Source organism: Levilactobacillus sp. LN180102 (assembly GCF_050106635.1).
GTDB classification, from domain to species: Bacteria; Bacillota; Bacilli; order Lactobacillales; family Lactobacillaceae; genus Levilactobacillus; species Levilactobacillus brevis.
On record NZ_JBNIIX010000004.1, the window covers coordinates 40,238 to 65,491 of the forward strand.

The following is a 25,254-nucleotide window of genomic DNA, read 5'->3' on the forward strand; positions in this document are numbered from 1 at the left end:
ATTTTGGTATCCTTTTTATTTATTCAACAACATCGTCTAACTTTTTCAGATCTTTTAAATATTCTACGGTTGATTCATTGACCAGGTAAGCGACATCTAAATGCAGTTGATTTTCATATACCCAAATATCACTGACAACAAACGCTGAACCAGTGCTAACTGTTTTAACCTGATGATCCGCACTAAAACTGGCTAGAGCCGCGTTAAATGCCCGCTCAAGCTCCGGCAACCGGTGTTCAGCCGCCATGCCTACGGATAATGTGTATTCAAACGCCATAACCCCCCGGCCCCAAACATCTGCGACCGTCACGGCTGATTGAATTTGACATTCTGCTTCACTCAACACCTGTTCATTAACTAAACGTTGCAAGGCCGCTTTGACAGCGACATCCGTTTCATCTTGTGCAGATCGTCGCACCATCCTTGTTGCTCGTTGCACTACCATTCGGTGAATAACTTCGTAAATGACTCCCGCAATGACAATGCCAATAATTACTTCTACTATTAATGAAGTCATGGCATTTCCTCCATTCGTTTCGTCTTTCTTTTATGATAGCATGTTTTACGGTCTAGGGGTAATTCTATACAATCAGCGGAAACTATGCTAAAATTGTGCTAATTGTTGTGTAAGCAACCCGCAGTTCGGAAAGAACATCCATGATTCGTTGTTAGGCCCTAGGTCGTGACGGATTAAATCGTTTAATTAAAGGAGTTTTGTCTGTGATTTATAAAGTATATTATCAAAATGACCAAAAGCGCAATCCTAAGCGCGAGGATACGCATTCGCTTTATCTAGAAGCCCCAACGGAAGTTGAAGCGCGGGCTCTAGTTGAAGCACACACGGAACACAATATCGAATTCATTGAAGCCATCGAAGGAGAAACCTTGGCTTACGAACAACAGAATCCGAATTACAAATTAACGGAGTTCAGTGAATGAACAAGTTAAACGTCAAAAATAACGAAACTGCTATCTTTGGCGTGGGTGGACTTGGTGAAATTGGAAAAAACACCTATGGTATTCAATTCCAAGATGAAATCATCTTAATTGATGCCGGGATTAAATTTCCAGAAGACGAACTATTGGGGATCGATTATGTCATTCCCGATTACCAGTATCTCGTTGAGAACCAGGCTAAAATCAAAGCGCTTGTGATCACCCACGGTCATGAAGACCATATTGGCGGTATTCCTTATTTACTCAAGGCACTCAATGTCCCCGTATATGCGGGACCATTAGCCCTTGCGTTAATCAAGAACAAACTTGAAGAACACGGATTACTTAAATCAACTGAACTACACGCAATTGATGATGATACAGTGCTTAAGTTCCGCAAGATGAGCGTTTCTTTCTTCCGGACAACCCACTCGATTCCAGACACATTAGGGGTCGCTGTGCATACACCGGTCGGGGTTATTGTGGAAACGGGTGACTATAAGTTCGACTTAACACCCGTTACCAATCAGCCGCCTGATCTGCAAAAGATGGCCAAGCTCGGAGCTGAAGGCATTCTCTGTCTTATGTCTGACAGTACCAATGCTGAACGCCCGATCTGGACCAAGTCGGAAAAATGGGTTGGTAAATCGATTCGCAAGATTTTTGACCAAGTCGAAGGTCGCGTTATTTTCGCCACTTTCGCATCTAATATCTCTCGGATTGAAACTGCCTGTGAAACAGCATTGGCTCATGGCCGTAAAATTGCGGTCTTTGGTCGTTCGATGGAAGCAGCCATTGTTAACGGTCGCGAATTGGGCTATCTAAATATTCCCGATGACGCCCTAGTTGACGCAAATGCTATTCGTTCCCTACCTGCTAACAAGGTAATGATTCTTTGTACCGGCTCTCAGGGTGAACCGATGGCTGCATTGTCACGAATCGCCAATGGAACCCACCGCCAGATTGCTATTCAACCCGGTGACACGGTGGTCTTCTCCAGTAACCCAATCCCTGGTAATACCATTTCGGTCAATCGGGTGATTAACGAACTGGAAGAAGCTGGTGCTAACGTTATCCACGGTAAGGTCAATAACATTCATACGTCTGGCCATGGTGGTCAAGAAGAACAAAAGCTCATGCTACGCTTGATGCAGCCTAAATTTTTCATGCCAATTCACGGTGAGTACCGAATGTTAAAAATCCACACAGAGTTAGCCGAACAATGTGGCGTTCCCTTAGACCACAGCTTTATCCTTCAAAATGGGGATGTTTTAGCCCTAACTAAGGATTCTGCACGGGTAGCGGGTCACTTTACCGCTGGGGATGTTTACATCGACGGCTCTGGTATTGGTGACATTGGTAACGTGGTTTTGCGTGATCGCCAACTACTTTCAGAAGAAGGTTTAGTCGTAGTCGTTGCAACCATCGATTTGAAGAATCAAGAGATCAAAGCTGGTCCTGATTTGTTGTCTCGTGGATTTGTTTACATGCGTGAATCTGGTGAACTCCTTAATGAAGGACGTCGTCGCGTCTTTCAAACGATTCGCCGAGCCATGCGTAATCCCAAAGCAACGGAAGCTTCAATTCGGAACGCGGTGATTGATGACTTACAAAATTTCCTGTTTGAAAAAACAGAACGTCATCCGATGATTTTGCCGATGTTCATTATGACTAAGTAGCTTAAAAGCCGAGATTGCTGATCTCGGCTTTTTTTATTGTCTTAATTCCTGAATTAATTCTTATGACCAGACAAAGTTATTGGAGAACTACTAGGCACCATGCTGGTTTTCGTTTATAATAAGATGGAATAAAATTTGAGAGGAGCAGTTCGGTGAGTGTCCAGTTCTATATCATTTTAAATGAACATGCGGGAAGTGGTCACGCCGGCACGCTTTGGCCGCAGATCAAGGAACGGCTTGATGCCGCTTCAGTCTCCTACCAATTGGCCGTTTCGGAGTATCCCCGCCATACCCTATTATTAAGTGAACAATTTGCAAAACAACTGCCTGACAGCCCCCATCAGGATTGGGTTGTCTTAGCCGTTGGCGGCGATGGCACCCTTCACGAAGCTATCAATGGTCTAACCACTATCAAGCGATCCCATCCCATTCCAGTAGCTTACCTACCTATCGGCTCTGGCAACGATTTTGCGCGCGGTGCTGGTCTGTCTTTGGATTGGCACCAAGCCCTTAACCAGATCATTCATTGTACCCACGTCACCAATTACGATATCGGTACTTACAACGAAACAATTAAACAAGAACGGGGCGTCTTTACTAATAATTTAGGCATTGGGTTTGATGCTGCCATTATTTCTCAGGCTAATCAATCTAAAGCAAAAATTTGGTTAAACAGGCATCACTTGGGTTCCCTGTCCTACTTGGCATCCGCGCTCAGTGTGTATTATAACCAAACCGGTTTCACCTTAACGGTCCATGTAGGTAATCAACGCGACATGTTTCCCCATGCTTTTCTAGTAACCACGACAAACCACCCTTACTTTGGTGGCGGCGTTGGCATTGCACCCGGCGCCACGATTGACGATCATCAGATCCATTTGGTCGTTATTGAGAAACCGAATTTCTTTAAATTGGTTTGGTTGGCCCTACGACTTGTATTTAAGCGTCATTTGACGTCTAAGGCCGTTCACTACTATCAGGTATCAAAGGTCCACCTGACAGTTCCAGCCATCGAATACGGCCAGTTAGACGGAGAAGAAATGGGTGGTCGCTTCTTCGATGTTTATGTCGGTGTCACACAGTATCCTTTTTGGTTCGACATCACACTCTAAGATCATAGTAAAAGAGGCGTCATCACAATTGTGATGACGCCTCTTTTCAATATTAGCATTATTAATCTTCTGAAGCTTCCATGGCTTCGAGAATCATGTCCAGCTGAGCACATTTCGTAGATAGATCATTCATTTCTTGTCCATAACGCGGCTCAATTTGTACCGTTTCAGAACTAGAATGAACACATTCCGATTCCTTCCGTTTTAAGGTCGCCAACTGTGAATTAGCCTGCCGATACTCTTCCAGAATCTCCATCCGATTACTCATCTTTAACAACTCCTCTTAAATAATTGCATAACATGCTGATTTGCCCGGCTAATCCACTACCGGACTGCCTTAATCTCTCTTCGCTGAAAATTAAGGTTCTTAAGAAAACCGTTAATCAATGCAATTACATTATCACCAAAGAATCCCGGATGCAACCCCTTTTGAAAAACTTTTTTAACCACTTTTCAATTTGTGTTCCATTGATTACTTTCATGAAAACGATTGCTTTCCCGTTAAGTAACTGATTAGCTTATCGGTCATGCTCCACCAAAATAACCCGACCTTTGCCAATCTTAAAACCGGCAAAAGTCAGGTTATCATTCGGATTCATTCAATTACTTAAGTGTTCCAGCAAAAGACGGCATGAAATACTTACTGATTTGTTGAACTTCAACATTTTGTCCCGGTGCTGGTGCTGCAACAAACTGATTATTTCCTAAATAAATAGCATCGTGATACGTCGATCCTTTAGCGCCCCAGAATAAAATATCTCCTGGTTTTGCGGAACCAACTGAATGCGTCGTTACGTAGGATTCTTGGGCTACTGTACTATGAGGTAAACTGATTCCCATGGCATTCTTATAGACATAGGCCACCAATCCTGAACAGTCCATCCCGCTTAATGATGAACCACCCCACACATAAGGGATGTTAGCAGAGGCTAACTTCAAAGCCAGTTCCGTCACAGAACCTGACGTTAGCCCACTTGTACTAGTCTTTTTGGCACTGCTGCTAGTCGACGTTACTGTCGATGAACTAGCCGAAGCACTAGCTGTCGATGATGAACTGACACTATTAGCCGATGAACTAGTTTGACTGGTTGTATCAGTCGTTTGACTCGTATTGCTTGCCGACTTTGTGGCTGCTGAACGTGTCATCGTCTTTAGCCGCTTGGTGGTCTTAGCCACCGAAACGTTAGCGGTGTTCGACTGACTAGTTGAACTGGTTACGGCCTGGCTTGCTGTGGACTGACTAGCAGCCGAAACACTAGACGAACGCGTAGTTGACTGGCTACTCTCATTAGCCGGCGCTACCGGAGTTGCCCGGCTTTGCTTTGTCACTGATTGGTTACTAGTCGTTGAGCTATTAGCCGAAGTTGCTTGACTCGTCTGCGTTGTCTGGCTCGCACTACTGGTGGCCGTCGAAGTCGTTGCAGCCGTTGATGTACTCGTTTCATCTACTGCTTGCTTCGTGGTTGCTGGCGTCACCGAACTAGCACTGCTTGCCGCTGGCGTTCCCTGATTCTGACTCAGTGTATGCCGCTGGCTGGAAGTTGCAGGTGCTTGTTGCCCCTTTGACTTGGCAGTCGTTGTTGCCGCGGATTGATCTGTTGTCGTTGACTTGGAAACGGTTGATTGACTCGCTGAAGTTGTCGCAGCCGTTCCCGTCTTTACCTGTTGTTTTTGTTTGCTAGCTGCTGCCTGTTGTGCTGCCACAATCTGGGCTTGAACAGCATTAGCCTTTTGCGTCGATTGATGCGTTGCGGCTGGGGCCGAAGTCGTACCTGATGCATCGGTGGTTTGTGATTGACTCGCTGTTGCTTGTGGGATGACTAACTGTTGTCCTACACTCAGCCCATCACCCGTTAAATGATTGGCTTGTTGTAACTGGGCAACCGTCAGGTGATAAGTTTGTGCTAAATCCCATAATGTATCCCCAGATTTAACCGTATATGTTTGTTTAGTCGATGCGGACTTGACCTGTAGTCGTTGACCGACAAAAATCAGATCCGTTTGGGCATCAATCCCATTTTTCTGTTCAAGATTGGCGACCGTTGTATGATACTTCTGTGAAAGATCCCAGACTGTATCTCCTTGCTTGACTTGAATACTATCCGCGTTAGCCGTAATTGTGGCACCAGCTGCGAAAGCACCGATGGCACCAACGACCCCAACAACTGCTTTTGTTTTCCGTTGTCCTGTACTCATCTTCATCAACACGTCCTTTTAATATTTTTCAGCCAAAGTGATACCTGAGCTTACAATGTAAGTGTCACCCAGTCGTTTACAGTAAATACAAATCACAAATTAATAGTACCACACGTTTTCCCAGTTTCTTGTGAATTATTAAGGAATTATTAACCGTTTTCAAACTCAGAACTGAGGTTCCCATTCTAGCCACTAGCCACCATGTGTTACGCTAGGAAGCCTATGATACCGGTTAATCACCGTTTTAATAAGAAAACGTACGTTCTTTTTTGCTATTCAAGTAGTTCCCGCTAATTTCTCTCTAACGCTTAGAGATCGGTTTCCAGCAAGTTATTGTAAAATACAAATTACTATTGAAAACGCTTTTTGTATCTACCAAGTTAACCCTCATGTCCTTTAACTTGTGAAATTTTAAAAACAGCACAAAAAAAGACGCTCATCGCGTCCATTTTGTTTTCTTATTGTACTAACCACCAATTAAGCCCTTAAAGAAGTTAACCACATTATGCCAAATCTGCACAATAAAGTTCTCGGCTTGTTTGGCATCCGCGCTGTTAGCAAAATCTTTTACACTGGCCATCTTATTACCAATGCTGTTAGCTAAATTATCAGCAACGTTCGTCACATTCTTGATATACGTCTTACTAGTCGAAACTGGTGCCTTTTGTACCTGACTTAAAGCAATCGCAATATTGGTAATCTGAGTTGATGACGTTTGATTAGCAATGCCTTGTTTAGCTAAAGCCTTTTGTAGCATTTCTTCAATATCCGCCTTAGTCGCCAGTTCATTTCCATTTTGACGTTGCTTGGCCAAATCGGAAGAAACTGAGCCAACTGCTGACATCAATTTTCCTGGATACTTTTTATCGCTACTATTTGAATCAATCGCTGGTTGCGTCGCATCCAACACGCCATTTGCTGCTTGTGTGTTTTGCGAGTTCAGTGTCAACCCATCGGCTGCTAATGCCTTATAAACCCCAGTTAAGGCTGATTCTCCAGAAACCGACTTATCAGCCGTTACCGTGATAATCACGTCCTTAACCCCGGCCATTGTCGCCACCATCGCATACTGTTGTGACGTCACTTCTGTAATATTATTACTACCATTATACTTGGCAATATTGACCTTAACCCCGGTTCCCGGATCGGCCGGCGCTAAAGCGACCGAGCTAATCATGCTGGCGTCCGTTGTCCCAGCCGCGTTCAAATAAGTCGCATAGTCGCTACCGGTTGCGGTTAAGGCTGTGTAATTGGACTTCACACCTAAGGCTGAAGCCACTGTATCTTTATCTTCGCTCGCTAAACCCGCACCATAAACGACATAAGCCTTAGATAAGGCCTTAGTTTGGACGGTACTACCACTATTCGCTGAGGTACTTGAGCTGGTTGTTGTATTATCCGTGGTATCCGCATGGCTAAGTGTTTGACCACCTAAGCCAACCGTCAACAAAACGGTAGATAGACCTAAAATAAGTCGCGTAAATTTCATCGTGATCCCTCTCTTTTTGGCTTTCATCTACTCTCCCAAAATTCAGTATAGCATGTTTGCCAATAGCAAAACCGGCTTGCTGGTGACCTTAGAGAATTCTTCAGAGTTGAGATTATTGCCAAAACCGCCGAGCACCTGCGTACTCTGGCGCTAGCTCAGTTGTCGTTAAGGGCGCCAGTTGAACCTTCTTTCCCGGCTTGGGTGCATGAATCATCTGTCCATTTCCAGCATACAAACCAACATGATGAATCGTTCCGGTGCCGTGATCCTGAGCAAAGAAAACCAAATCCCCAGCCACCAGTTCCTCTGGGGCAATCGGATAACCATTAGCAAACTGATCCTGCGCATCACGTGGAATGGCATAGCCTAAGGCACGATGTAGTGCATAAACCAATCCGGAACAATCAACCCCAGCTGGGGTTATTCCTCCCCATAAATAAGGCGTATCCAAAAAATGTTGTGCTAAAGTCAATAGCCGTTGACCGTCATCTCCACTAATACCCAGTTGTGCTGCCTGAGCCGTGATCCAACCTTTCCCCAATGGGGTGACCACCTGAATCCAGTCTGCATCTTGCGCTACCGTTGTTAAGATCGTCCCCATTGGCAGATCCATCACTGGTTGCCGACCGTCATCTAACAACGGTGTCGTCAGCTGAACCAAGCGAACTGTCGTCGTCGGATAAGCCAACTCCTCATCTTGTGTCGTCAATTGGTTCAGAGGTACCCATCCTGGATAGCCGCGACGCTCTTGCCGATTTGCCTGTCGTTTGACAAAGACATGGGCCCAATTCCCTTCAATTCGGTCCAACACCACCCGATCGTTAAATAATGCTTCGGTCACAATGACATTCTGATCGGCTAATCGGATCTGATCTACTGGCTTCAAAGCTTTCACCCAAGTTGTTAGGTCGCCAGTTTTCAAATACGCTTGATCTGCTCGATTACTGGTCGTTGGGGTTGCCCAAACCAATGCTGTTGCCACCTTAATTCGCCGAATTTCCATGAAAAACCGCCTCCAGTGTCTTTACCCCCAATATACCAATAAAACGACTCGCTGACTAGCTCTCGGATCAGACTTTTCAAAAAACGACCCGCCGCAGCGAGTCGTTTTATCTTTTTTACTTAGTTAAGTTTCAAGTACGCATCAACAACCGCCTCTGGTATAAATCCGGCCATGGCCATAACCGCGGCTCCCTGACCACTAGCGCCAAATTGATCTTGTGTGACCAGCGCGCCATCAAGACCAATATATTGTCCCCACCCCAGACTGCTAGCCATCTCAATCGCCACGCGCCGTCGTAACTGATGAGGCAGAACTTGTTCCTGATAGGCTGCCGGTTGGGCGTTGAACCGCTCAAAGCTTGGCAGGGAAACGACCCGAACATCCCGGCCTAATTCAGCCAATTTCTTTTGTGCGGCTAGCGCCAGCTGAACCTCTGACCCGGTAGCAATTAGAATTCCTTCAGCGACTCGCTGTGCATCAGCCACCACATAGCCACCACGCTTGACCCCAGTATGCACCCGAGATGCTGGCTTAGGTAGCGTTGGTAACCCCTGTCGTGACAATACAATAGCTGTCGGATGATCGGTTGCTTTCAGGGCTTCCAACCAGGCTGCTGCTGTTTCGTTACCGTCAGCTGGTCGATACACGGTCAACCCCGGAATTGCCCGTAATCCTGCCAACTGTTCGACTGGTTCATGCGTCGGTCCATCTTCCCCCACTGCCAAGGAATCATGGGTTAAGACGTAAATAACTGGTAAGTGTTGCAACGCTGCCAACCGAATTGCTGGCTTCATATAATCGGAAAAAATAAAGAATGTTGAACCGTAGATTCGAGTTCCGCCATGTAAGGCAATGCCGTTCATTGCCGCTGCTTCAGCAAATTCGCGAACGCCAAACCACAAGTTTTTCCCAGTTGGATTATCTTTGCTAAACCGATCAGTGGCCGCAACATTCGTTTTATTTGAGCTGAAGAGATCGGCGGAACCGCCCCATAGATTGGGATAGGCGGCACTTAACCGTTGTAAGACTTCATGACCACTAGCACGTGAAGCTAAATCATCTTTCTTATAATAAGTAGGTAAGGTTGCTTTTAAATCAGCCGGTAACGTTTGACTAATCCCCTGTGCAAACTGCGCGGCCAATTGGGGCTCATACGTAGAATAACGGGTAATCACACTCGACCACTCTTGATGGCTGGCCCACCCGCGTGCCTTAATCGTCGTCATAAACCGTTCATGAACGGTCGCTGGCACAGTAAATGGATCACACTCCCAGTGATAATGCGCCCGCGTTGCCGCTAAATCCTCAGAATTTAATGGTGCACCATGAACCTTATTGGTTCCGGCATTTGGACTCCCTGCACCAATTTGTGTTTTCACTTCAATCAATGTTGGCCCACTCTGATTGTTTTTAGCCGTCCGAATAGCCTGATCGATGGCCGCCAAATCATCACCATCTGCTACTCGTAAGTAATTCCAGCCATAACTTTCAAATCGTTCGGCCACGTTATCATGACAAGCGTTGCTAAGTGGTCCGTCGAGTGACACATCATTTGAGTCATACAGCACAATTAATTTATTTAATTGTAGTTGTCCAGCTAAGCTAGCTGCCTCAGCCGCGACCCCTTCCATAAGGTCCCCATCACCACAAAGTGCATACGTATAATGATCCACCACACTTAAATTCGGCCGATTGTAGCTAGCTCGTAAATGTTGTTCGGCCATTGCCATCCCGACGGCCATCCCAATCCCTTGTCCCAAGGGGCCTGTCGTTGCATCTACCCCTGGAGTTACCCCGTACTCGGGATGACCGGGAGTTTTACTTCCTAACTGCCGGAAATTCATCAAATCATCGCGACTTAATGCAAAGCCGCTAAGGTGCAACAGACTGTATAGCATTGCCGATCCATGACCTGCCGAGAGAACGAAGCGGTCACGATTAAACCACTGGGGAAACGATGGATCCACTCGTAAGTGACGAGAGAACAAAACATAAGCCATGGGTGCCGCCCCCAACGGTAATCCCGGGTGGCCCGACCGTGCTCGTGAAATCATATCCATACTCAGCATGCGGACAGCCGTAACAGCCTGTGTATCCACCTCATCAAAGTTAACTTGTTTATTCAGAACTTCTTCATTCAACATGTTTAAATAACCTCACTTAAATTAGCCGGACCAATCACGGCTATTTTCTAAATTACTGAAATTTTCAAGTGTTGAATCTACCGGTAAATTCGACATTGTCTATCGACTTTCACAACTATACCAATCTAACGATATAAATGCAACCCATTTTATAAACCGCCGTAATACGGTGATTGTAATCTGATACGATCATTCAAATTAAATATACCGGTTTTAAGATATTGCAACCGGTTGCCTTATGAACACAAAAAAACCGATAATTTTTCTGAAAAAATCAGAAAAATTATCGGTTAGACCAATTTATTGAAAATACCTACTTCTTGCTAGCGGCCTCAATTTGTTCAACCGTTGGGATAGATGGCATAGCACCCAAACCTTGCACTGTTAAGGAACTTGCCCGTTGCGCGAAGACCAACGCCGTTGCAACATTACTAAGATCTGGCTTCAATTGTGAACTCAAAGCACCAATAAAGGTATCTCCAGCTGCGGTCGTATCCACAGCTTTAACCTTAAAGGCCGGCACAAATCCGGATTCCTGTTCAGTTGCGTAGTAAGCGCCTTTACTCCCAACTGTGATAATCAGGTTCTTAACACCCATTTCTCGGAACTTCTTCGCATTGGCATCCATTGAGGCTTCGTCTGTTACCTCGATTCCAGTTAACTCCGCGCTTTCCGTTTCGTTAGGGATGACCAAATCCGTCACTTTTAGAATCTCTGGATCAATTTCAGCAGCTGGTGCCGGGTTCAAAATAGTTGTTACCCCGTGTTGCTTAGCCACTTTAAATGCTGCCAAGGTCGCTGCTTGTGGCGTTTCAAACTGGGTAATTAAGAAATCAGCATTGGCAATTTCATCTTCACGAGCAATGACTTCTTCGGCCTTAATCTGTTGGTTAGAACCACCATAAACCAAGATACTGTTCTGACCAGCTTCATCCAAGAGAATGAAGGCAGACCCGGTTCCTACAACTGGATCGGTAATGATTGCGTGTGTATCAATGTGGTCATTATCTAATGACTCTACCATGAAACGACCAGCATCATCATTCCCCACCTTACCAATAAAGCTTGTTTCGGCTCCGGCCCGTGCAGCAGCTACCGCTTGGTTGGCACCCTTACCGCCAGCAGCACTACTCTTGTTTTCAGTCGATAATGTTTCCCCTGGTTGCGGCATCCGCGCGATCCGTAGCGTCGTATCAACATTCAAACTTCCCAGAACCGTTACTTTATTTGCCATAATTAACTGTCACTCCTTAAGTGGTATTTGTTTGTAAAACGTTTTACGTATTGCTGACACACCGAGCAATTCGTTTTTTTCGATTACTCATAGCGTATCATGTTTCGAAAAGGCTTACAAGAACTAAATAAAATTTATTTCACGGGCCCCGTACTTTCCCGTTGCTTTAAGACGACAGGCAAATCCACCATCTGGGCCGGTTGCCGTTGGTTCTGAACCCGATTGATCAATAGCTCTGTTGCCTGCTGTCCCATAGTCACCACCGGCTGATGGATGGTTGTCAGTTTAGGGACGACATACTCATCTAAATCAATATCATCATACCCCAATACTGAAATATCATCTGGAACTCGTACTCCCTGTTCATGAAGTCCCCGCATTAACCCTAGCGCCGTCTCGTCATTAATCGCAAAGACTGCCGTGGGGTGTTGCGCCAACACGGCGGCGGTCGCTTGATATCCCCCCAGCTTTGTCATTGGCGATGTGATGACCGCACTATCGGCCAAGGGTATTTGCTGATCGACCAATTGTGCCTTGAAACCCGCTAAGCGAATCCGCAAATTTTGGGTCGGGTGCTCTGGCATCACCACAACAATTCGCTGATGACCCAGGGTCAATAGGTGCCGCGCCGCTAATTGGCCGCCTTGTTCATCATCAACCCGAATACGATCAACACTAGGACCGCCATTTTGATCGATTAACAGATACGGAATCCCATTCTTTTTCAAAATATTATCAATGGCTTCTCCGGTAATCGAAGCACTTGCAATAATTAACCCATCCACTGCTCGTTTAATCAATTCCTGCAAATAATAGCTTTCAAGTTGCTCATCATGATTCGCACCAAAGATCAGTGGGATGAAATGCCGTTCTCGACTGGTTTGTTGAACCCCCCGAATAAACATACTAAAAAAGGGATTCCCCAAATTAGGGACGAGTACGCCAATTGTCTGTGCTGACTTCATAATTAAGTTCCGCGCATTAAAATCTGGCACGTATCCCAGATCCTCTTGTAATTGATGAACCCGTTGGCGTGTTTCTATGCTAAACCGCTCACCCTTACCATTTAAAATCTGTGAAACCGTTGTTACCGAAACGCCAGCCGCTTCCGCAAGATCTCGAATCGTTACTTTCCGTGTCATAGCAACCTCCGCCATCAAAATTCATCCTTACTCACATTATACCGCATGACCTCCAAAAATTTGCGGTCAATTTGTGGTTTCCCCCATCCACTAAACACGATTCGTCACCCAACTAAAAAAGCGGACCCAATTAGCTTTAGATCCACTCCCTATAACATTATGCTTTTAAAATCTTATCAATCGCTTGTAGTTGTTCTTCATCAAAGGCCAGGTTTTGAACAGCTTTCACATTTTCAATCAAATGCTCTGGCTTGGAGGCCCCAGTAATCACACTCGTAATCACTGGATTGTGCAAAAGCCAAGCGAGTGCCATATGCGACAATTTTTGCCCCCGACTCTGCGCAATTTTATTTAAAGCTTGTAGCTTTTGCAACATCTTATCACGACCGTTATCCAAAACAAATTGGTTTGACCAATGAATATCAACGTCAGCCGGAATACCGTTCAAGTATTTATCCGTCAGCAAACCTTCCGAAAGTGGTCCATAGGCAATTGCACCAGCATTATTTTGCTTCAACAGGTCAAACAGGCCATCATCATTGGCCGTTTGATTCAACATGTTGTATGACACCTGATCAATCACAAATGGCGTCCGTAAGTCCTTGAAGATCTTAATCATAGCTTCTGCTTGCGGTGCTGTATAGTTGGAAATTCCCACATACAACGCTTTGCCTTGGCGAACGATGTCATCCAAAGCCACAGCAGTCTCTTCAGGAGAGGTTTCTGGATCGAATCGGTGACTATAGAAAATGTCCACATAGTCCAAGCCCATCGTTTGTAAGGAACGGTTCAACGACGCCATCAACGCCTTACGCGAGCTCATTTGTCCATAAGGACCTGGCCACATATGAAAGCCGGCCTTACTACTGATGACCAATTCATCACGGTAAGGCTTCAATTCACGTTCCAAGACTTCGCCAAAGAGTCGTTCGGCTTCGTAAGAACCAGGCCCATAATTGGCGGCCAAATCAAAACTAAAAATACCGGCGTCAAAAGCTTTTAGAATAATGTCTCGAGTATCACCATAATTCGCATTTTCACCAAAACTGTGCCACATCCCAAAAGAAATAGCTGGTAATTGGAAACCCGTATTCCCGGCGCGTCTGATGGGCATTTTTTCGTAACGATGTTCGTCTGCAAGATACATGCTGTCACATTCCTTTCCACTTATACCTAAGTTAAAGTATAAAGAATTGGTGTGGACCAGTCAAGTTTCTCACCGGTTTAGTGCTGCTTGTCATTTAATTTTACAGCCTGTGAAACATGCCCATTAGTTGCTGCTAACAAAGCCTTTGCCTCAGCAATCGTGCCCTTGGTTTCGATCAATACGATCGCTAACGGCACGTGATTATTTGCGCGTTCCAAAGCACGTTCCGCGGCCAACAGTGACGTTTGCGTGGCTTCAGCAATAATTTTTTTAGCCCGTTCAAAGGTCTTACCATTGGTCGGTACCACATTAATCATGAGGTTCTGATAAACCTTACCCGACTTCACCATGATCCCTGTTGATAGCATGTTGAGAACCATCTTTTCAGCGGTTCCTGCTTTCAATAGCGTTGCCCCGGTAATCACCTCCGGTCCAACGACTGGGGTAATTGGATAATTGGCTAGTTGTGCCAAAGGACTATCTTCAACGCACGAAAAACCAATGCCTAGGGCCCCTTTTTCCTGCGCATATTGCAGTGCCGCTAGGGTATAGGGCGTTTGTCCAGATGCGGCGCTTGCCACAACAATATCTTGGACCGTCAATTGAACAGCGGCCAAGTCTTCTTGTGCCAATTCAATAGAGTCCTCAGCCGCCTTAACCGTATGTGTTAACGCTGGCTCGCCACCTGCGATTAGTCCAAATGTTTGTTCAGCAGTTAAGCCATAGGTTGGCTGAATTTCGGTCGCATCCATAACCCCCAACCGACCTGATGTCCCTGCTCCCACATAAATCAGGCGACCGCCCTGATCAAATTTCGGGTAAGCCGCATCAATCGCAGCGGCAATTTGGGGAAGCTCCTTTTGTACAGCCCGTGCGACTCGATGATCTTCCCGGTTGATCGTGGCCACCATCTCTAGCGTGGATTCCCGGTCAATGTGGGTTGAACGGTGATTCCGTTGTTCCGTTAATAACTCATCAAACTGCATCGTGTCAGCCTCCTGCTTCATAAGTTCCGCAATTATGTATTCGCTTTCATGATTGCTAACTTAGGTATAACATGTTTCATAGTTAATTTCAATTCCGAATCTTTCACCTTAACTTTTTCATCATTCATTTGAGTGGTCAAAAAAAGCGACCCGCTAACGCTGGTCGCTTTCAGAAAACTATGCGTTACTTTTCAACTTTCATCCATTGATAACCACGGCTCATCCCGGCTGGATTCCAAACGTAGCCAGAAACTTTTGCATTCCACATCTCGGCGGTCGCCGGTTGATACAACGGAATAACCCCCTGTTTCGTCATCAGCCGCTTTTCCGCGTTGCCTAAATCCTGATAACGAGCTGTTGGGTTGTTAGCATCTTGGTTCTCGGACTTCTTTACATCACGATCGTATTGGGCGTCCGAAAAACCACCATTGTTGTTCGTATTACCCGTACTCATTAATGATAAGAAATTAATTGGATCAGCGAAATCGGCTCCCCAACTCGACAAGACTAAGTCAAAGTTTCCTGAATTAGACCGACTCAATCGCGTCTTGTAAGGCAAACTATTAATCGTCACCTTCACATTAGGTAGCTTCTGTAGCTCCGCTTGGATATACTGGGCCACTGTCTTGGTTACCGATGTGTCGTCCGCCATTAAGGTAACCGTCAACTTCTTAGTGCCCGTTTCCTTTAAGCCAGCCTTCATCAATTGCTTAGCCTGTGGTAAGTCATAGGCCACGCCACTCTTAACGTAGGCGTCCGTGGCAAAATCCTTTTTTGTCTTGGGATTTTGTGTCAGATTTTGAGAAACAAATCCTAGCGGTGCCTTAGAACCATCTCGTAAGACACTCTTGGCCAACTGTTGCTTGTCGATTGCTAGAGACAACGCCCGGCGAACCTTTAAGTTTTTCAAGGCTTTGACCTTCTTTTGGTTCATCTGCATATAATAGGTCGTTCCGCCAACAAAAGTTTTGAGCTCACTATTATTCTTTAGATTAGCGACTTGGGTCCCGTCTAACGTTGTCGCATCCAATTCTTTCTTCTGGAACAAATTAAGTCCGGTTGAGGCATCCGCTACCACTTGAAAATTCAGTTGTTTTAACGTAATGGCTGATTTATCCCAGAATTTCGTATTTTTAACCAGCTTCCAGCTTTGGTTGGTCCCTTGCCAGTTCTTCATCACAAATGGCCCATCGTAAGCCGTCTGTGCGCTGGAATGACCATAGCTGCTCCCATATTTTTCAACCACACTTTGTTCCTGTGGGAAGAAAGTCGGAAACGCTAATAACAACTTAAAATACGCAACCGGCTTACTTAACGTTACCACTAACGTCTTCGTTCCTTGGGCTTTAACCCCTAACTGGCTAGGTGCCAGCTTACCACTTTGAACTTGACTGTAGTTCTTAATTCCAGCCATCAGGTAAGCATATTCAGAGGCTGTCTTAGGATTCACCGTCCGTCGCCATGAATAGACAAAGTCCTTAGCCGTTACTGGTTTTCCATCGTTCCAATGGTTATTGCCACGTAATTTAAAGACGTATCGCTTACCATCTTTAGAAACGGTGGTCTTGGTCGCCATCGCATTAATCAACTTTTCCTTTTTCCCCAACCGATATAGGCCTTCTTGGGTATGATACAGCTGCGTTAAACTGACCGAATCCGCCGCTTTGGAAACGTCTAAAGTCGTAACCTCAGACTTGGTCGATAAATTAACGATCTGTTTAGCTGCTAGTTGTCCCGATTGGTTCGTTGACTTAGATGTGGTTCCACAAGCCGCTAATCCTCCCGCAATCACAACTGCTGCTCCAACTAAAATGCCTAAATGCTTTCCTTTCAAAACGTTCGCTCCTCAATCTAATTTTGTCGCATGTAACCATTTTAACTTTCCCGCGCGTTCAAATAAAGCACCAAGCCTCAGCAATATTAATTCTTGGCCCTTGGCTGCATTAAATTGAATCCCCAATGGTAATCCAGTTGCGGTAACCGCGGTTGGCAAACTAATGGCTGGTTCCCCCGTCAGATTAGCCTGCTGCGTAAATGGCGACCGCGTCAGGGCTGGTAACCATTGGTCATAAATTAATTGTTTTTGCGCTGCTGGTCGCATCGTCGTAATCTCTTCCATCTTGGCCGCGTCACTGGCTGATACCAATGGATCACCCACTTTGGGAGCCGGCCAAGCCGTTGTTGGTGTCAACATAATCGGATAAGTCGCATGTAACTGGGCCATTTGCCATGCTGCTTGATCCCACTTACTTAGCGCTAAACTATAATCTGCGGCGGAGGTGTGTTTCCCCGTTTGATAAAGCGCCCACGTCAACAACTCCATATCATCTGCCGTTAGCTCCCGACCCAAGCCAGCCGCTAGTTCCGTCATGAAGGCTGCTGTCTCACCGGCATTCATGGTGTAGTAACTTTCCATTAAGGCCACGCCATCAATCGGATTATGGATTTCCTCGACGGCAAACCCTTGCTCACGTAAGAAAGTCACCGCATCTTGAACCGCTTGAACCGCTTCGGGACTGACAGGCGTCCCCACTGGTGATTCGGTCGTAAAGCCAATGACCCCCGGGTGCACGGGTTGATCGAGCTGGGCGAAGAACCCGGATCGTTCTAATGGGGTTTGAAAGACCGCAGCTGGTTGCAGGGTTTGTAAGCTGTCTAATAGCGCCGCTGTATCTGCAATTGACCGGGTTAACGCAAAATCAATGGCGGCGCCCTGCCATGATCGCCAATCGCTAGGCCCAACGGGAACCCGCCCGCGCGTAGGCTTCAACCCAATCGTTCCCGACCACGATGATGGAATCCGAATAGAGCCACCGCCGTCGCTGCCGGCCGCAATGGGAACCAATCCGGCCGCAACCGCAGCGCCCGCGCCGCCAGACGAACCGCCGGGCTGATAGTCTAAATTCCAGGGATTACGCGCTGGCCCGTAAAGCTTCGCATCCGTGATATTCTTGAACCCAAACTCTGGAAAATTGGTTTGACCAATGATAATAAATCCGGCGTGTTGTAAGGCCCGCACAAAAAAACTCGTTTGGCTGGCAACATTGGTTGTTAATAGTTTTGATCCACTAGTGCTTGGTTCGCCCTGCAGTTGCTGGCCCAGCCCTTTCAAAAGCAATGGGACACCGAGAAAGGGCTGGCCCGTGTCTTTCTGCGCTGCTGCTTCCGCTAAAGCCTTCTCGCGGCGAGTTGTGATGACCGCATTTAGCTGTGGATTTTGCCGATCAATCTCCGCTAACGCCGTTTCAATGAGCTCCTGGCGACTAACCTCTCCCGCTCTAATCCGTCGGGCCCAAGTTAACGCTGGGGTCCCAATCCAATCTGTTACGACCATCCAAACCGCCTCCATTGATTTTGTTCTAATCTTTAGTAAGTTACCAGCTTTATTTTACCACCATTCGGTTGTAAAAGCGGTTTCAAATCGGTATACTGAAAAAGTCTTAGGTCATAAATTGAAAGGACTGAAAAAGGATGAATAAGACGAAAAAATGGTTGGTTTTAGGTTTAGGGTTAAGCGTTATCTTGAGTGGTGCTCTCGTTGGTTGCGGGACCTCCTCAAAGACGTCAACGAATACTAAGGTGGCTAATAAGAAGACCTTAATTGTCGCAACGTCGGGAACGTTATATCCCACATCGTTCCATACGTCAAAGAATAGTAAGTTAACTGGCTTTGACGTGGAAGTCGTCCGGGCGGTTGCTAAGGGCTTGCACAAGAAGGTACAGTTCAAGGAACTAAGTGTTGACGGACAACTGACGGCTGTCAACTCCGGCAAAGCTGATCTGGCCGCCAATGATTTTGGCTTGTCGCCAGCTCGAAAAAAGCAATATGCTTTGTCGACCGTGTACAAGCACTCATTTAATAGTTTGGTGGTCCGGGATAAAGACGATTCCGGGATTCACTCTTGGGCAGATATCAAGGGGAAAAAGGCTGCCGGCGAAGCGGGGACTGGTTATCAACGCTTGGCGCAACAGCTAGGTGCCAAACTGGTCAACTATGATAATGTCTCTAACGACGTCTACTTAAAAGATGTCAAAAATGGCAAGACCGATTTGATCATGAATGACTACTACCTCCAAAAGCTTGCTCTCAAAGCGGTACCGAATAATGGCCTACACATTGCTAAGAACATGTACTTTACCACCAGTGATGATGGCCAAGGTGTTGGTATTTTGATGAAGAAGAGTAATACCAAACTGAAAAAAGAAGTTGATCGTGAAATTCAGAAATTATTGAAAGATGGCACAATCAAAAAGATTTCCGAAAAATATTACGGCGCTGATGTAACGCAAAAACCAACTGTCCATATCTCTAAGAACTTTACCATTAAGTCTAAATATACGGGCCAATAGAAAACTAGGTGACCAGCGATGCTGAAATATTTGTCAATCCCAGGATTCTTTAATGCGCCGTTAGCGTGGTCGTCAATTCCACAAATTTTGAGTGGGTTACCCATGACCATCTTTCTAACCGTCATGGCTTTCGGACTAGCCACAATTTGGGGCATGTTACTCACTCTGGCTCAATTGAGTCACGTGCGGGTGCTCCATGGATTAGCCCGCGCCTATATTTCCTTTATGCGTGGCGTGCCGATGTTAGTTGTCTTGTTTATTGTCTACTTTGGCTTTGGCTTAACGGCCGTTCCAGCGGCGATTATTTCCTTCACTTTAGGGGCTGCAGCCTTCGTCTCCGAAGTCTTTCGTTCCGCCTTCTTAGGAATCGATCACGGGCAATATGAGGCGGCTTATTCGATTGGGCTACCCTATCGGAAAGTTATGCGTTTTATCATTATTCCGCAGGCTTTTCGTATCAGTATTCCCGCACTTGGTAATATTTTGCTGGATATGTTTAAGGGAACGTCGCTCGCTGCCATGATTACCGTGACAGACATGTTTATGCAAGCTAAAATTGTAGCTGGCGCTAATCAAGATTATATGACTATTTACATCACCATTGCCATTTTATATTGGCTATGTTGCGTGGTCATTACCACCGGACAGAATCAATTAGAACGGTGGTTGGACTTTGATCGTCCTAAAGCACATTTGAAACTACTCTAATCTGTCAGTTAAAAAAGGGAACTGGCCTGTTCACCACAGGTTCAGTTCTCTTTTTAACTTGCTCATTGATCGAACGCATCATCTTGGCGCTTAAACAATAACCACGTATAATAACCACCAACGATCAGCAAGAGGCCGGCTGCACACCAAATCGTTCGACCTAAAAGCCACCCTTGCAATAACGCTGAAATAATCGCTCCGCCTGCAAAACTGACGACTAAACCACCGTAAATGATCCCGGTTGTCAGTGTTCCGGGCTGTCGATAGATAAAATAATCCGTCAACGCCGATGTTGCTTTTTTTAAATTACCGGTTGAAAAAACATTATTGTACCCATGCCCTTCAATGTGACCAAAGGCCGTCGTCTGCATTGCCATCACAAACGCCAGTGGCGGCGTCACAATCAAATTAGGAACCGTCTCTGGCAACCCACCAACGACTAGGCAAACTACAAACTCTGCCAATAACGTGGGTAAGCGCCAGTAGTGAGAGGTCGGCCGCAATCGATAATTAAGTAATCCCACGGTCACAACCCCGAGGATAAAGAATACTACCGTCAATAACTTTGTGAGCACACCCGGCAAGTTATGCTGGGCAATGTCAACACTGAGAAAAATCAAGTTACCCGTTTGACCAGCCGCTAGAACCCCACCCCGTTGACCAAACGTATACGCATCGATAAAACCACCAATAAAGGTCAATCCCATAGCAATCTCGCGTAGTTGAAATAATTGGGCTTGTTGGTAACGTCGCATTTACGCCACCTACTTTCTTCATCAAAATAAAAACCGCCACCAGCTAGTAGCGGTAACGGTCAACACTTATTGCTTTTGACGTTTCAATGAACCGTGGAATAAGGAATCCACCGGTTGCTCATGATAAATCAAATCAATCGCCTTACCGAATAGTTCACCAACAGATAAGATTTCAAACTTATCGCTCTGTTTGTCCTCCGGCAACTGAATCGAATCGGTAATTACGACCTTTTCCAACACTGAATCATCAATTCGTTGGGTCGCATCGCCGGATAGAACCGCGTGCGTCGCGCAAGCAAAAACATCAGCCGCACCTGCCCGTTTCAACGCTTCCGCTGACACCGTAATTCGAATTGCCGTATCAATGATGTCATCCACTAAGATCGCGTGCTTTCCAGTCACATTTCCAATCACCGCATCCGGATGAGCCGCATTTTCTGTTTCTGACCGATTGTCGATAATAGCAATTGGGGCGCCCAATAATTCGGCTAAGCGCCGCGCACGACTCACGCCCGCGTGATCTGGTGCGACAACCACAATATCTTCATCTGCTAATCGTGGATTCTGGTCAAAATAGCTCGTCAGTAGCCGGTCACTTTGTAAATGATCGACGGGAATATCAAAGAACCCTTGTAATTGCGCCGCATGTAAGTCCAGCGTAATGACCCGGTCAACCCCATCCATCTGCATCATGGAGGCAATTAACTTGGCCGTAATTGGCTCACGAGAACGGGCTTTTCGGTCAGCTCGTGAGTAGCCATAGTAGGGCACCACCACGTTGATCTTTTCGGCACTAGCGCGTCGGGCCGCATCAACCATGATCAACAGTTCCATCAAATTCGTATTGACTGGATCAGAAACCGACTGAATTAAAAATAATTCATCGCCCCGAATACTTTCGTCAATACTTATTTGAATTTCACCATCACTAAAATGCTTAATGGTGGACTTTCCAAGCGTCACACCCGCTGCTTTTGCAATCTTTTCAGCAAGTGGCCGGTTTGAGTTTAAGGCAAATACCTTCATTTTACCAGCTTCAACGTGTTCTGCCATGACAGCCTCCCTGTGGGATCTCCACAAATCGTAATTTTAGTCTCTCTATATTATCGCAATCTTTTTTCAGAAACGCAACGCCTACAACCGCTATTTTATAACGATGGCATAAATTGTTGCGGGGTAATGCCTTGCATGCCAATCATTGGATCAATCTGTCGCGCCTGAACTAGCGCCGGTGTCAATTGATAGTCCTGAGCTGTGGCAGTTGCCGCGTCATGATCGGTCGTTGGGGCCGAAGCATCGGCCACTGCAACCGGTGCAGCTACCGCCACCGGTTGTGGTTGTGCGTCATCAACCGACTTTGACGATACTGTTGCCGTTTTATCTGGATCTAAGACCGTCTGAATCCGCGTTGTCAGGGTTGTATGCCGGTTAACGGATAAATTCGTCACACAGGTTTCAAACGCCTGCGGTTCTCCCAGTAGAATTAACATATCGGCAGCTCGCGTTACGGCCGTATACAATAGATTCCGTTGGAGCATCCGATTATACTGGCTCACCATTGGCAAAATGACCAGTTTGAACTCTGAGCCTTGGGCCTTATGAATCGACATACAATAGGCTAGCGTCAGCCGAATCCAATCATTACGTGCATAGGTTACCTCGGTTTGTTCAAAGGCAATTGTTAATTGATCACTTTTAACTTTACTATTTTTATCGCTCGCCAAATCAATCCCCGTGATTGTCCCAATATCACCATTAAAAACATTATTCTCCGGACTGTTGACCAAGTGTAAGACTTTATCTCCAATCCGAAACTGTTGATTGCGAAAAGTGACTTCTTTTTGCCGGGCCGTTTTTTTCGGATTTAAAATATTCTGTAACACCACGTTCAGTCGATCAATCCCCGCTGACCCCCGATACATGGGCGCCAATACTTGGATATCACTGGCAGAGAATCCCTTAGCGTGCGCCTTAGCGACAATCTGATCAATGACACTTTCTACTTGGTTGGCATGGCACGCGATAAAGGAGCGATCGGCGTGGTTCTGGGTAAAATCGGCTGGTAACTTTCCCGCCTTGATAGCGTGTGCTAACGGAATAATGGATGATCCATCACCCTGCCGATAGATCGTATCCAGTTGAATCTTTGCCAATTGATCACTCGCCAGTAAATCATGGAATACCTGACCAGGCCCGACTGATGGCAGCTGATCCTTATCACCTACCAAGATGACCTGCATCCCCACCGGAACTGCTCGCAACAGCGTCTTCATCAGATAGACATCGACCATGGAGACTTCGTCAATAATCAGCAGTCCCCCTTCTAAATCTTTGGTCGTAGCCGCATCGAGATCTGTTTCCCGACCGGTTAACCCTAATAACCGATGAATAGTTGACGCTGGCAATCCCGTTGATTCACTCATACGTTTAGCCGCTCGACCAGTGGGGGCCGCTAACAGAATCGGAAAGGGTTTATCTTTATACTCATTAATATCCAAGGAGACCTCATGCAGCCGGGCATATAAGTTCACCAGTCCACGAATAATCGTCGTTTTTCCGGTACCAGGGCCACCGGTTAGGAGCATTATTTTTGCTTGCAAGGCTGCCGTTAAAGCCGCCGTTTGCGAATCATCATAGACAATATCGGCCTGCTTTTCAACAATCCGCAGTTGTTTGGCAACCGCCTCGTCACTGAACGTCGCTTGATGGGTATCCGCTTGTAACAACCGTTGCAAATGTTCAGCCACTTGCCACTCAGCATCGTATAGGGCCTTCAAGTAGATCCGTTGGTCATCGCCCACCACTTTTTGCTGTTTAGCCAATTCTAAGAGTTGATCGGCCAGCTTAGTTGGCTCTAATCGCACATTGCGCGAATTTTCCAACAAGCTCAGCGCTTGGTTTAACAGTGGTTTGGCCGTTGTATAGGTATCCCCATTAGCAACTGATAAATCTGTCAAGGTCTGTAAGAGTCCCGCCTGCAGTCGCTCTGGTCTATCCGCGGCATAACCCAGTTGCGTGGCAATCTGGTCGGCTCGTTTGAAGCTGACTCCCGTAATATCCTCAGCTAACTGATAAGGGTTCTCGTGAATGACGTCCAAAGTTTTTTCTTGATATCGATTATAAATGGCTGCAGCGAGCGAGCTACCAAATCCATATCCATTCAAGCCAATGATAATCTGCTCCATCCCATTATTGGTCTGCAATTGGCTCACCAATGTAGCCGTCACTTTAGGTGACAAACCCAATGGCGCTAACACCGCACTGTCATTTAGAATTTCTTCGATTGCGTTGGTGCCCAACGCATCAACAATTTTTTCTGCCGTTTTCTTACCCAGTCCCGGGAAATCATCACCACTTAAATAAGCAATCACCCCACTACGGGAGGTCGGTGTTTCATTTTGATAGTTATCGGCTTGAAACTGTACGCCATACTTGGGATGTTCGACACGTTTACCCGTAAAGCGGTACGTCACGTCATCCTTAACATCGGCAAAGTTGCCCGTCACCACAATCTCATCTTCGTGCCAATCCAGACTCGTTTCAGAAACCTTAACCAGCATCACCTTATAAAAACTATCATTACTGGCAAAAAAGACCGCACTGACAGTGCCGACCACAAAGTCTGGTTGCCCAGCGTTATCGGTTGCAAATAAGTCTAGTGATTCGGTTGCCATCTGTGTCGTCTCCTTTACTGCTGATCTGAATCAGGGGTTTGTTGCATGAATTTTTCAATATCAGCCAATCGTTGTTGGCCTTGCTCGAAGTATTGGGGATCTAACGTCTGGGCGCGTTCAAAGTAATCGGCGTAAGGTGTTCCTAGCACCATCGCCACCAGCCCGCGATCAAAGGTTGCCCGCCCATTTTTAGGATCAATCGCCAAGAGTTGATCATAATACTGAGCTGCCTGGGTCATATTCCCCAATGCTAACAAATTTTCGCCAACCACTTGCAGTGTGGCAACATCATCAGGTTGACTGGCGAGAGCCGTCAACGCAAACGCTAAGGCTCGTTTGTGGTCACCATTGGCCATATAGCTCTGAGCCAACATCAAATAACCGGTCCCTTTCCACTGCGCGCCTAAACTGTCAAACTGTTGAATGGCCTTAGGATAATCTTCGGCAGCATAGTAAACGTTGCCTAGGCCATAATGTAGTTTATCGACAACTGCCGGCTGCGCTTGGAATAGCCCAAGTGCTTTCATCAGCAATTCTTCTGCTTGGGCAAATGATTTCAAATCAACTAGAACGGTGGCTAATTCATAGTAGGCGTCAGCATCCCCCGGATGGGTATCGATCCGCGTTATCAATTCATGTACGGCCTGTTCCGAACGCTTTTTTGCTGCCGTACGATCACTCTTTTTTTCTGTCATTTTC

The 25,254-nt window shown here is 46.2% G+C and carries 21 protein-coding genes; 5 read left to right on the plus strand and 16 right to left on the minus strand.

Annotated features, from left to right (window positions below; translation table 11 throughout):
- Positions 1 to 19 precede the first annotated feature (19 nt).
- Complete coding sequence (locus ACP4IT_RS03795) at positions 20 to 517, minus strand: hypothetical protein (RefSeq protein ID WP_024526766.1); 498 nt, start codon at positions 515 to 517, stop codon at positions 20 to 22.
- Positions 518 to 720: 203 nt separating this feature from the next.
- Between ACP4IT_RS03795 and ACP4IT_RS03800 the strand changes: the two genes are divergently transcribed.
- The 3 genes from ACP4IT_RS03800 to ACP4IT_RS03810 all read left to right on the plus strand — a co-directional run bounded on the left by ACP4IT_RS03800 (position 721) and on the right by ACP4IT_RS03810 (position 3,727).
- Complete coding sequence (locus ACP4IT_RS03800) at positions 721 to 939, plus strand: DNA-directed RNA polymerase subunit epsilon (RefSeq protein ID WP_011668084.1); 219 nt, start codon at positions 721 to 723, stop codon at positions 937 to 939.
- A complete protein-coding gene (gene rnjA, locus ACP4IT_RS03805; RefSeq protein WP_011668085.1) occupies positions 936 to 2,615 on the plus strand; it encodes a ribonuclease J1 in 1,680 nt (559 codons plus the stop codon). Before ACP4IT_RS03800 ends, rnjA begins: the two co-directional genes overlap by 4 nt.
- 152 nt (positions 2,616 to 2,767) lie before the next feature.
- Positions 2,768 to 3,727 carry a diacylglycerol/lipid kinase family protein gene (locus ACP4IT_RS03810; RefSeq protein WP_426855166.1) on the plus strand — a complete coding sequence of 320 codons (960 nt, stop codon included), beginning with the start codon at positions 2,768 to 2,770 and terminating at the stop codon, positions 3,725 to 3,727.
- 61 nt (positions 3,728 to 3,788) lie between these two features.
- On the opposite strand, the gene ACP4IT_RS03815 is transcribed toward ACP4IT_RS03810, so the two are convergent.
- From ACP4IT_RS03815 to ACP4IT_RS03865, 11 genes are all read right to left on the minus strand, one after another.
- Entirely contained in the window at positions 3,789 to 3,995 is a 207-nt protein-coding gene (locus ACP4IT_RS03815) for a hypothetical protein (RefSeq protein ID WP_011668087.1), read from the minus strand.
- A 335-nt stretch (positions 3,996 to 4,330) separates the two neighbouring features.
- The gene (locus ACP4IT_RS03820) at positions 4,331 to 5,923 is read right to left on the minus strand and encodes a LysM peptidoglycan-binding domain-containing protein (RefSeq protein WP_024855582.1); all 1,593 of its coding nucleotides are present in this window, start codon (positions 5,921 to 5,923) and stop codon (positions 4,331 to 4,333) included.
- 466 nt (positions 5,924 to 6,389) lie between these two features.
- Positions 6,390 to 7,412 (minus strand): DUF1002 domain-containing protein, encoded by a 1,023-nt coding sequence (locus tag ACP4IT_RS03825; RefSeq protein ID WP_024855581.1) that lies wholly within the window; start codon positions 7,410 to 7,412, stop codon positions 6,390 to 6,392.
- 112 nt (positions 7,413 to 7,524) lie between these two features.
- Positions 7,525 to 8,415 (minus strand): C40 family peptidase, encoded by an 891-nt coding sequence (locus ACP4IT_RS03830; RefSeq protein WP_015473876.1) that lies wholly within the window; start codon positions 8,413 to 8,415, stop codon positions 7,525 to 7,527.
- Positions 8,416 to 8,534: 119 nt separating this feature from the next.
- Positions 8,535 to 10,559 (minus strand): transketolase, encoded by a 2,025-nt coding sequence (tkt, locus tag ACP4IT_RS03835; RefSeq protein WP_082265299.1) that lies wholly within the window; start codon positions 10,557 to 10,559, stop codon positions 8,535 to 8,537.
- A 313-nt stretch (positions 10,560 to 10,872) separates the two neighbouring features.
- Positions 10,873 to 11,793 carry a ribokinase gene (gene rbsK / locus ACP4IT_RS03840; protein WP_011668092.1) on the minus strand — a complete coding sequence of 307 codons (921 nt, stop codon included), beginning with the start codon at positions 11,791 to 11,793 and terminating at the stop codon, positions 10,873 to 10,875.
- A gap of 134 nt (positions 11,794 to 11,927) precedes the next feature.
- Positions 11,928 to 12,935 (minus strand): ribose utilization transcriptional repressor RbsR, encoded by a 1,008-nt coding sequence (gene rbsR / locus ACP4IT_RS03845; RefSeq protein WP_024526760.1) that lies wholly within the window; start codon positions 12,933 to 12,935, stop codon positions 11,928 to 11,930.
- Positions 12,936 to 13,092: 157 nt separating this feature from the next.
- Positions 13,093 to 14,082, minus strand: coding sequence for an aldo/keto reductase (locus ACP4IT_RS03850; protein WP_011668094.1), 990 nt, complete (start codon positions 14,080 to 14,082; stop codon positions 13,093 to 13,095).
- A 77-nt stretch (positions 14,083 to 14,159) separates the two neighbouring features.
- Positions 14,160 to 15,089 (minus strand): N-acetylmuramic acid 6-phosphate etherase, encoded by a 930-nt coding sequence (gene murQ, locus ACP4IT_RS03855; RefSeq protein ID WP_114684530.1) that lies wholly within the window; start codon positions 15,087 to 15,089, stop codon positions 14,160 to 14,162.
- 163 nt (positions 15,090 to 15,252) lie between these two features.
- Positions 15,253 to 16,902, minus strand: coding sequence for a peptide ABC transporter substrate-binding protein (locus ACP4IT_RS03860; RefSeq protein ID WP_156646449.1), 1,650 nt, complete (start codon positions 16,900 to 16,902; stop codon positions 15,253 to 15,255).
- A gap of 12 nt (positions 16,903 to 16,914) precedes the next feature.
- Complete coding sequence (locus ACP4IT_RS03865) at positions 16,915 to 18,402, minus strand: amidase (protein ID WP_024855580.1); 1,488 nt, start codon at positions 18,400 to 18,402, stop codon at positions 16,915 to 16,917.
- A gap of 137 nt (positions 18,403 to 18,539) precedes the next feature.
- Between ACP4IT_RS03865 and ACP4IT_RS03870 the strand changes: the two genes are divergently transcribed.
- Positions 18,540 to 19,418 carry a transporter substrate-binding domain-containing protein gene (locus tag ACP4IT_RS03870; protein WP_024855579.1) on the plus strand — a complete coding sequence of 293 codons (879 nt, stop codon included), beginning with the start codon at positions 18,540 to 18,542 and terminating at the stop codon, positions 19,416 to 19,418.
- Positions 19,419 to 19,436: 18 nt separating this feature from the next.
- Positions 19,437 to 20,126: an amino acid ABC transporter permease gene (locus ACP4IT_RS03875; protein WP_011668099.1), complete on the plus strand. Its 690-nt coding sequence runs from the start codon at positions 19,437 to 19,439 to the stop codon at positions 20,124 to 20,126.
- A 62-nt stretch (positions 20,127 to 20,188) separates the two neighbouring features.
- On the opposite strand, the gene ACP4IT_RS03880 is transcribed toward ACP4IT_RS03875, so the two are convergent.
- The 4 genes from ACP4IT_RS03880 to ACP4IT_RS03895 all read right to left on the minus strand — a co-directional run bounded on the left by ACP4IT_RS03880 (position 20,189) and on the right by ACP4IT_RS03895 (position 25,250).
- Positions 20,189 to 20,881: a YoaK family protein gene (locus ACP4IT_RS03880; RefSeq protein WP_011668100.1), complete on the minus strand. Its 693-nt coding sequence runs from the start codon at positions 20,879 to 20,881 to the stop codon at positions 20,189 to 20,191.
- A 66-nt stretch (positions 20,882 to 20,947) separates the two neighbouring features.
- A complete protein-coding gene (locus tag ACP4IT_RS03885) occupies positions 20,948 to 21,934 on the minus strand; it encodes a ribose-phosphate diphosphokinase (RefSeq protein ID WP_011668101.1) in 987 nt (328 codons plus the stop codon).
- Between the two features lie 95 nt (positions 21,935 to 22,029).
- The gene (recD2, locus tag ACP4IT_RS03890; RefSeq protein WP_156646452.1) at positions 22,030 to 24,555 is read right to left on the minus strand and encodes an SF1B family DNA helicase RecD2; all 2,526 of its coding nucleotides are present in this window, start codon (positions 24,553 to 24,555) and stop codon (positions 22,030 to 22,032) included.
- A gap of 14 nt (positions 24,556 to 24,569) precedes the next feature.
- Entirely contained in the window at positions 24,570 to 25,250 is a 681-nt protein-coding gene (locus ACP4IT_RS03895; protein ID WP_086231893.1) for a tetratricopeptide repeat protein, read from the minus strand.
- Positions 25,251 to 25,254 lie beyond the last annotated feature (4 nt).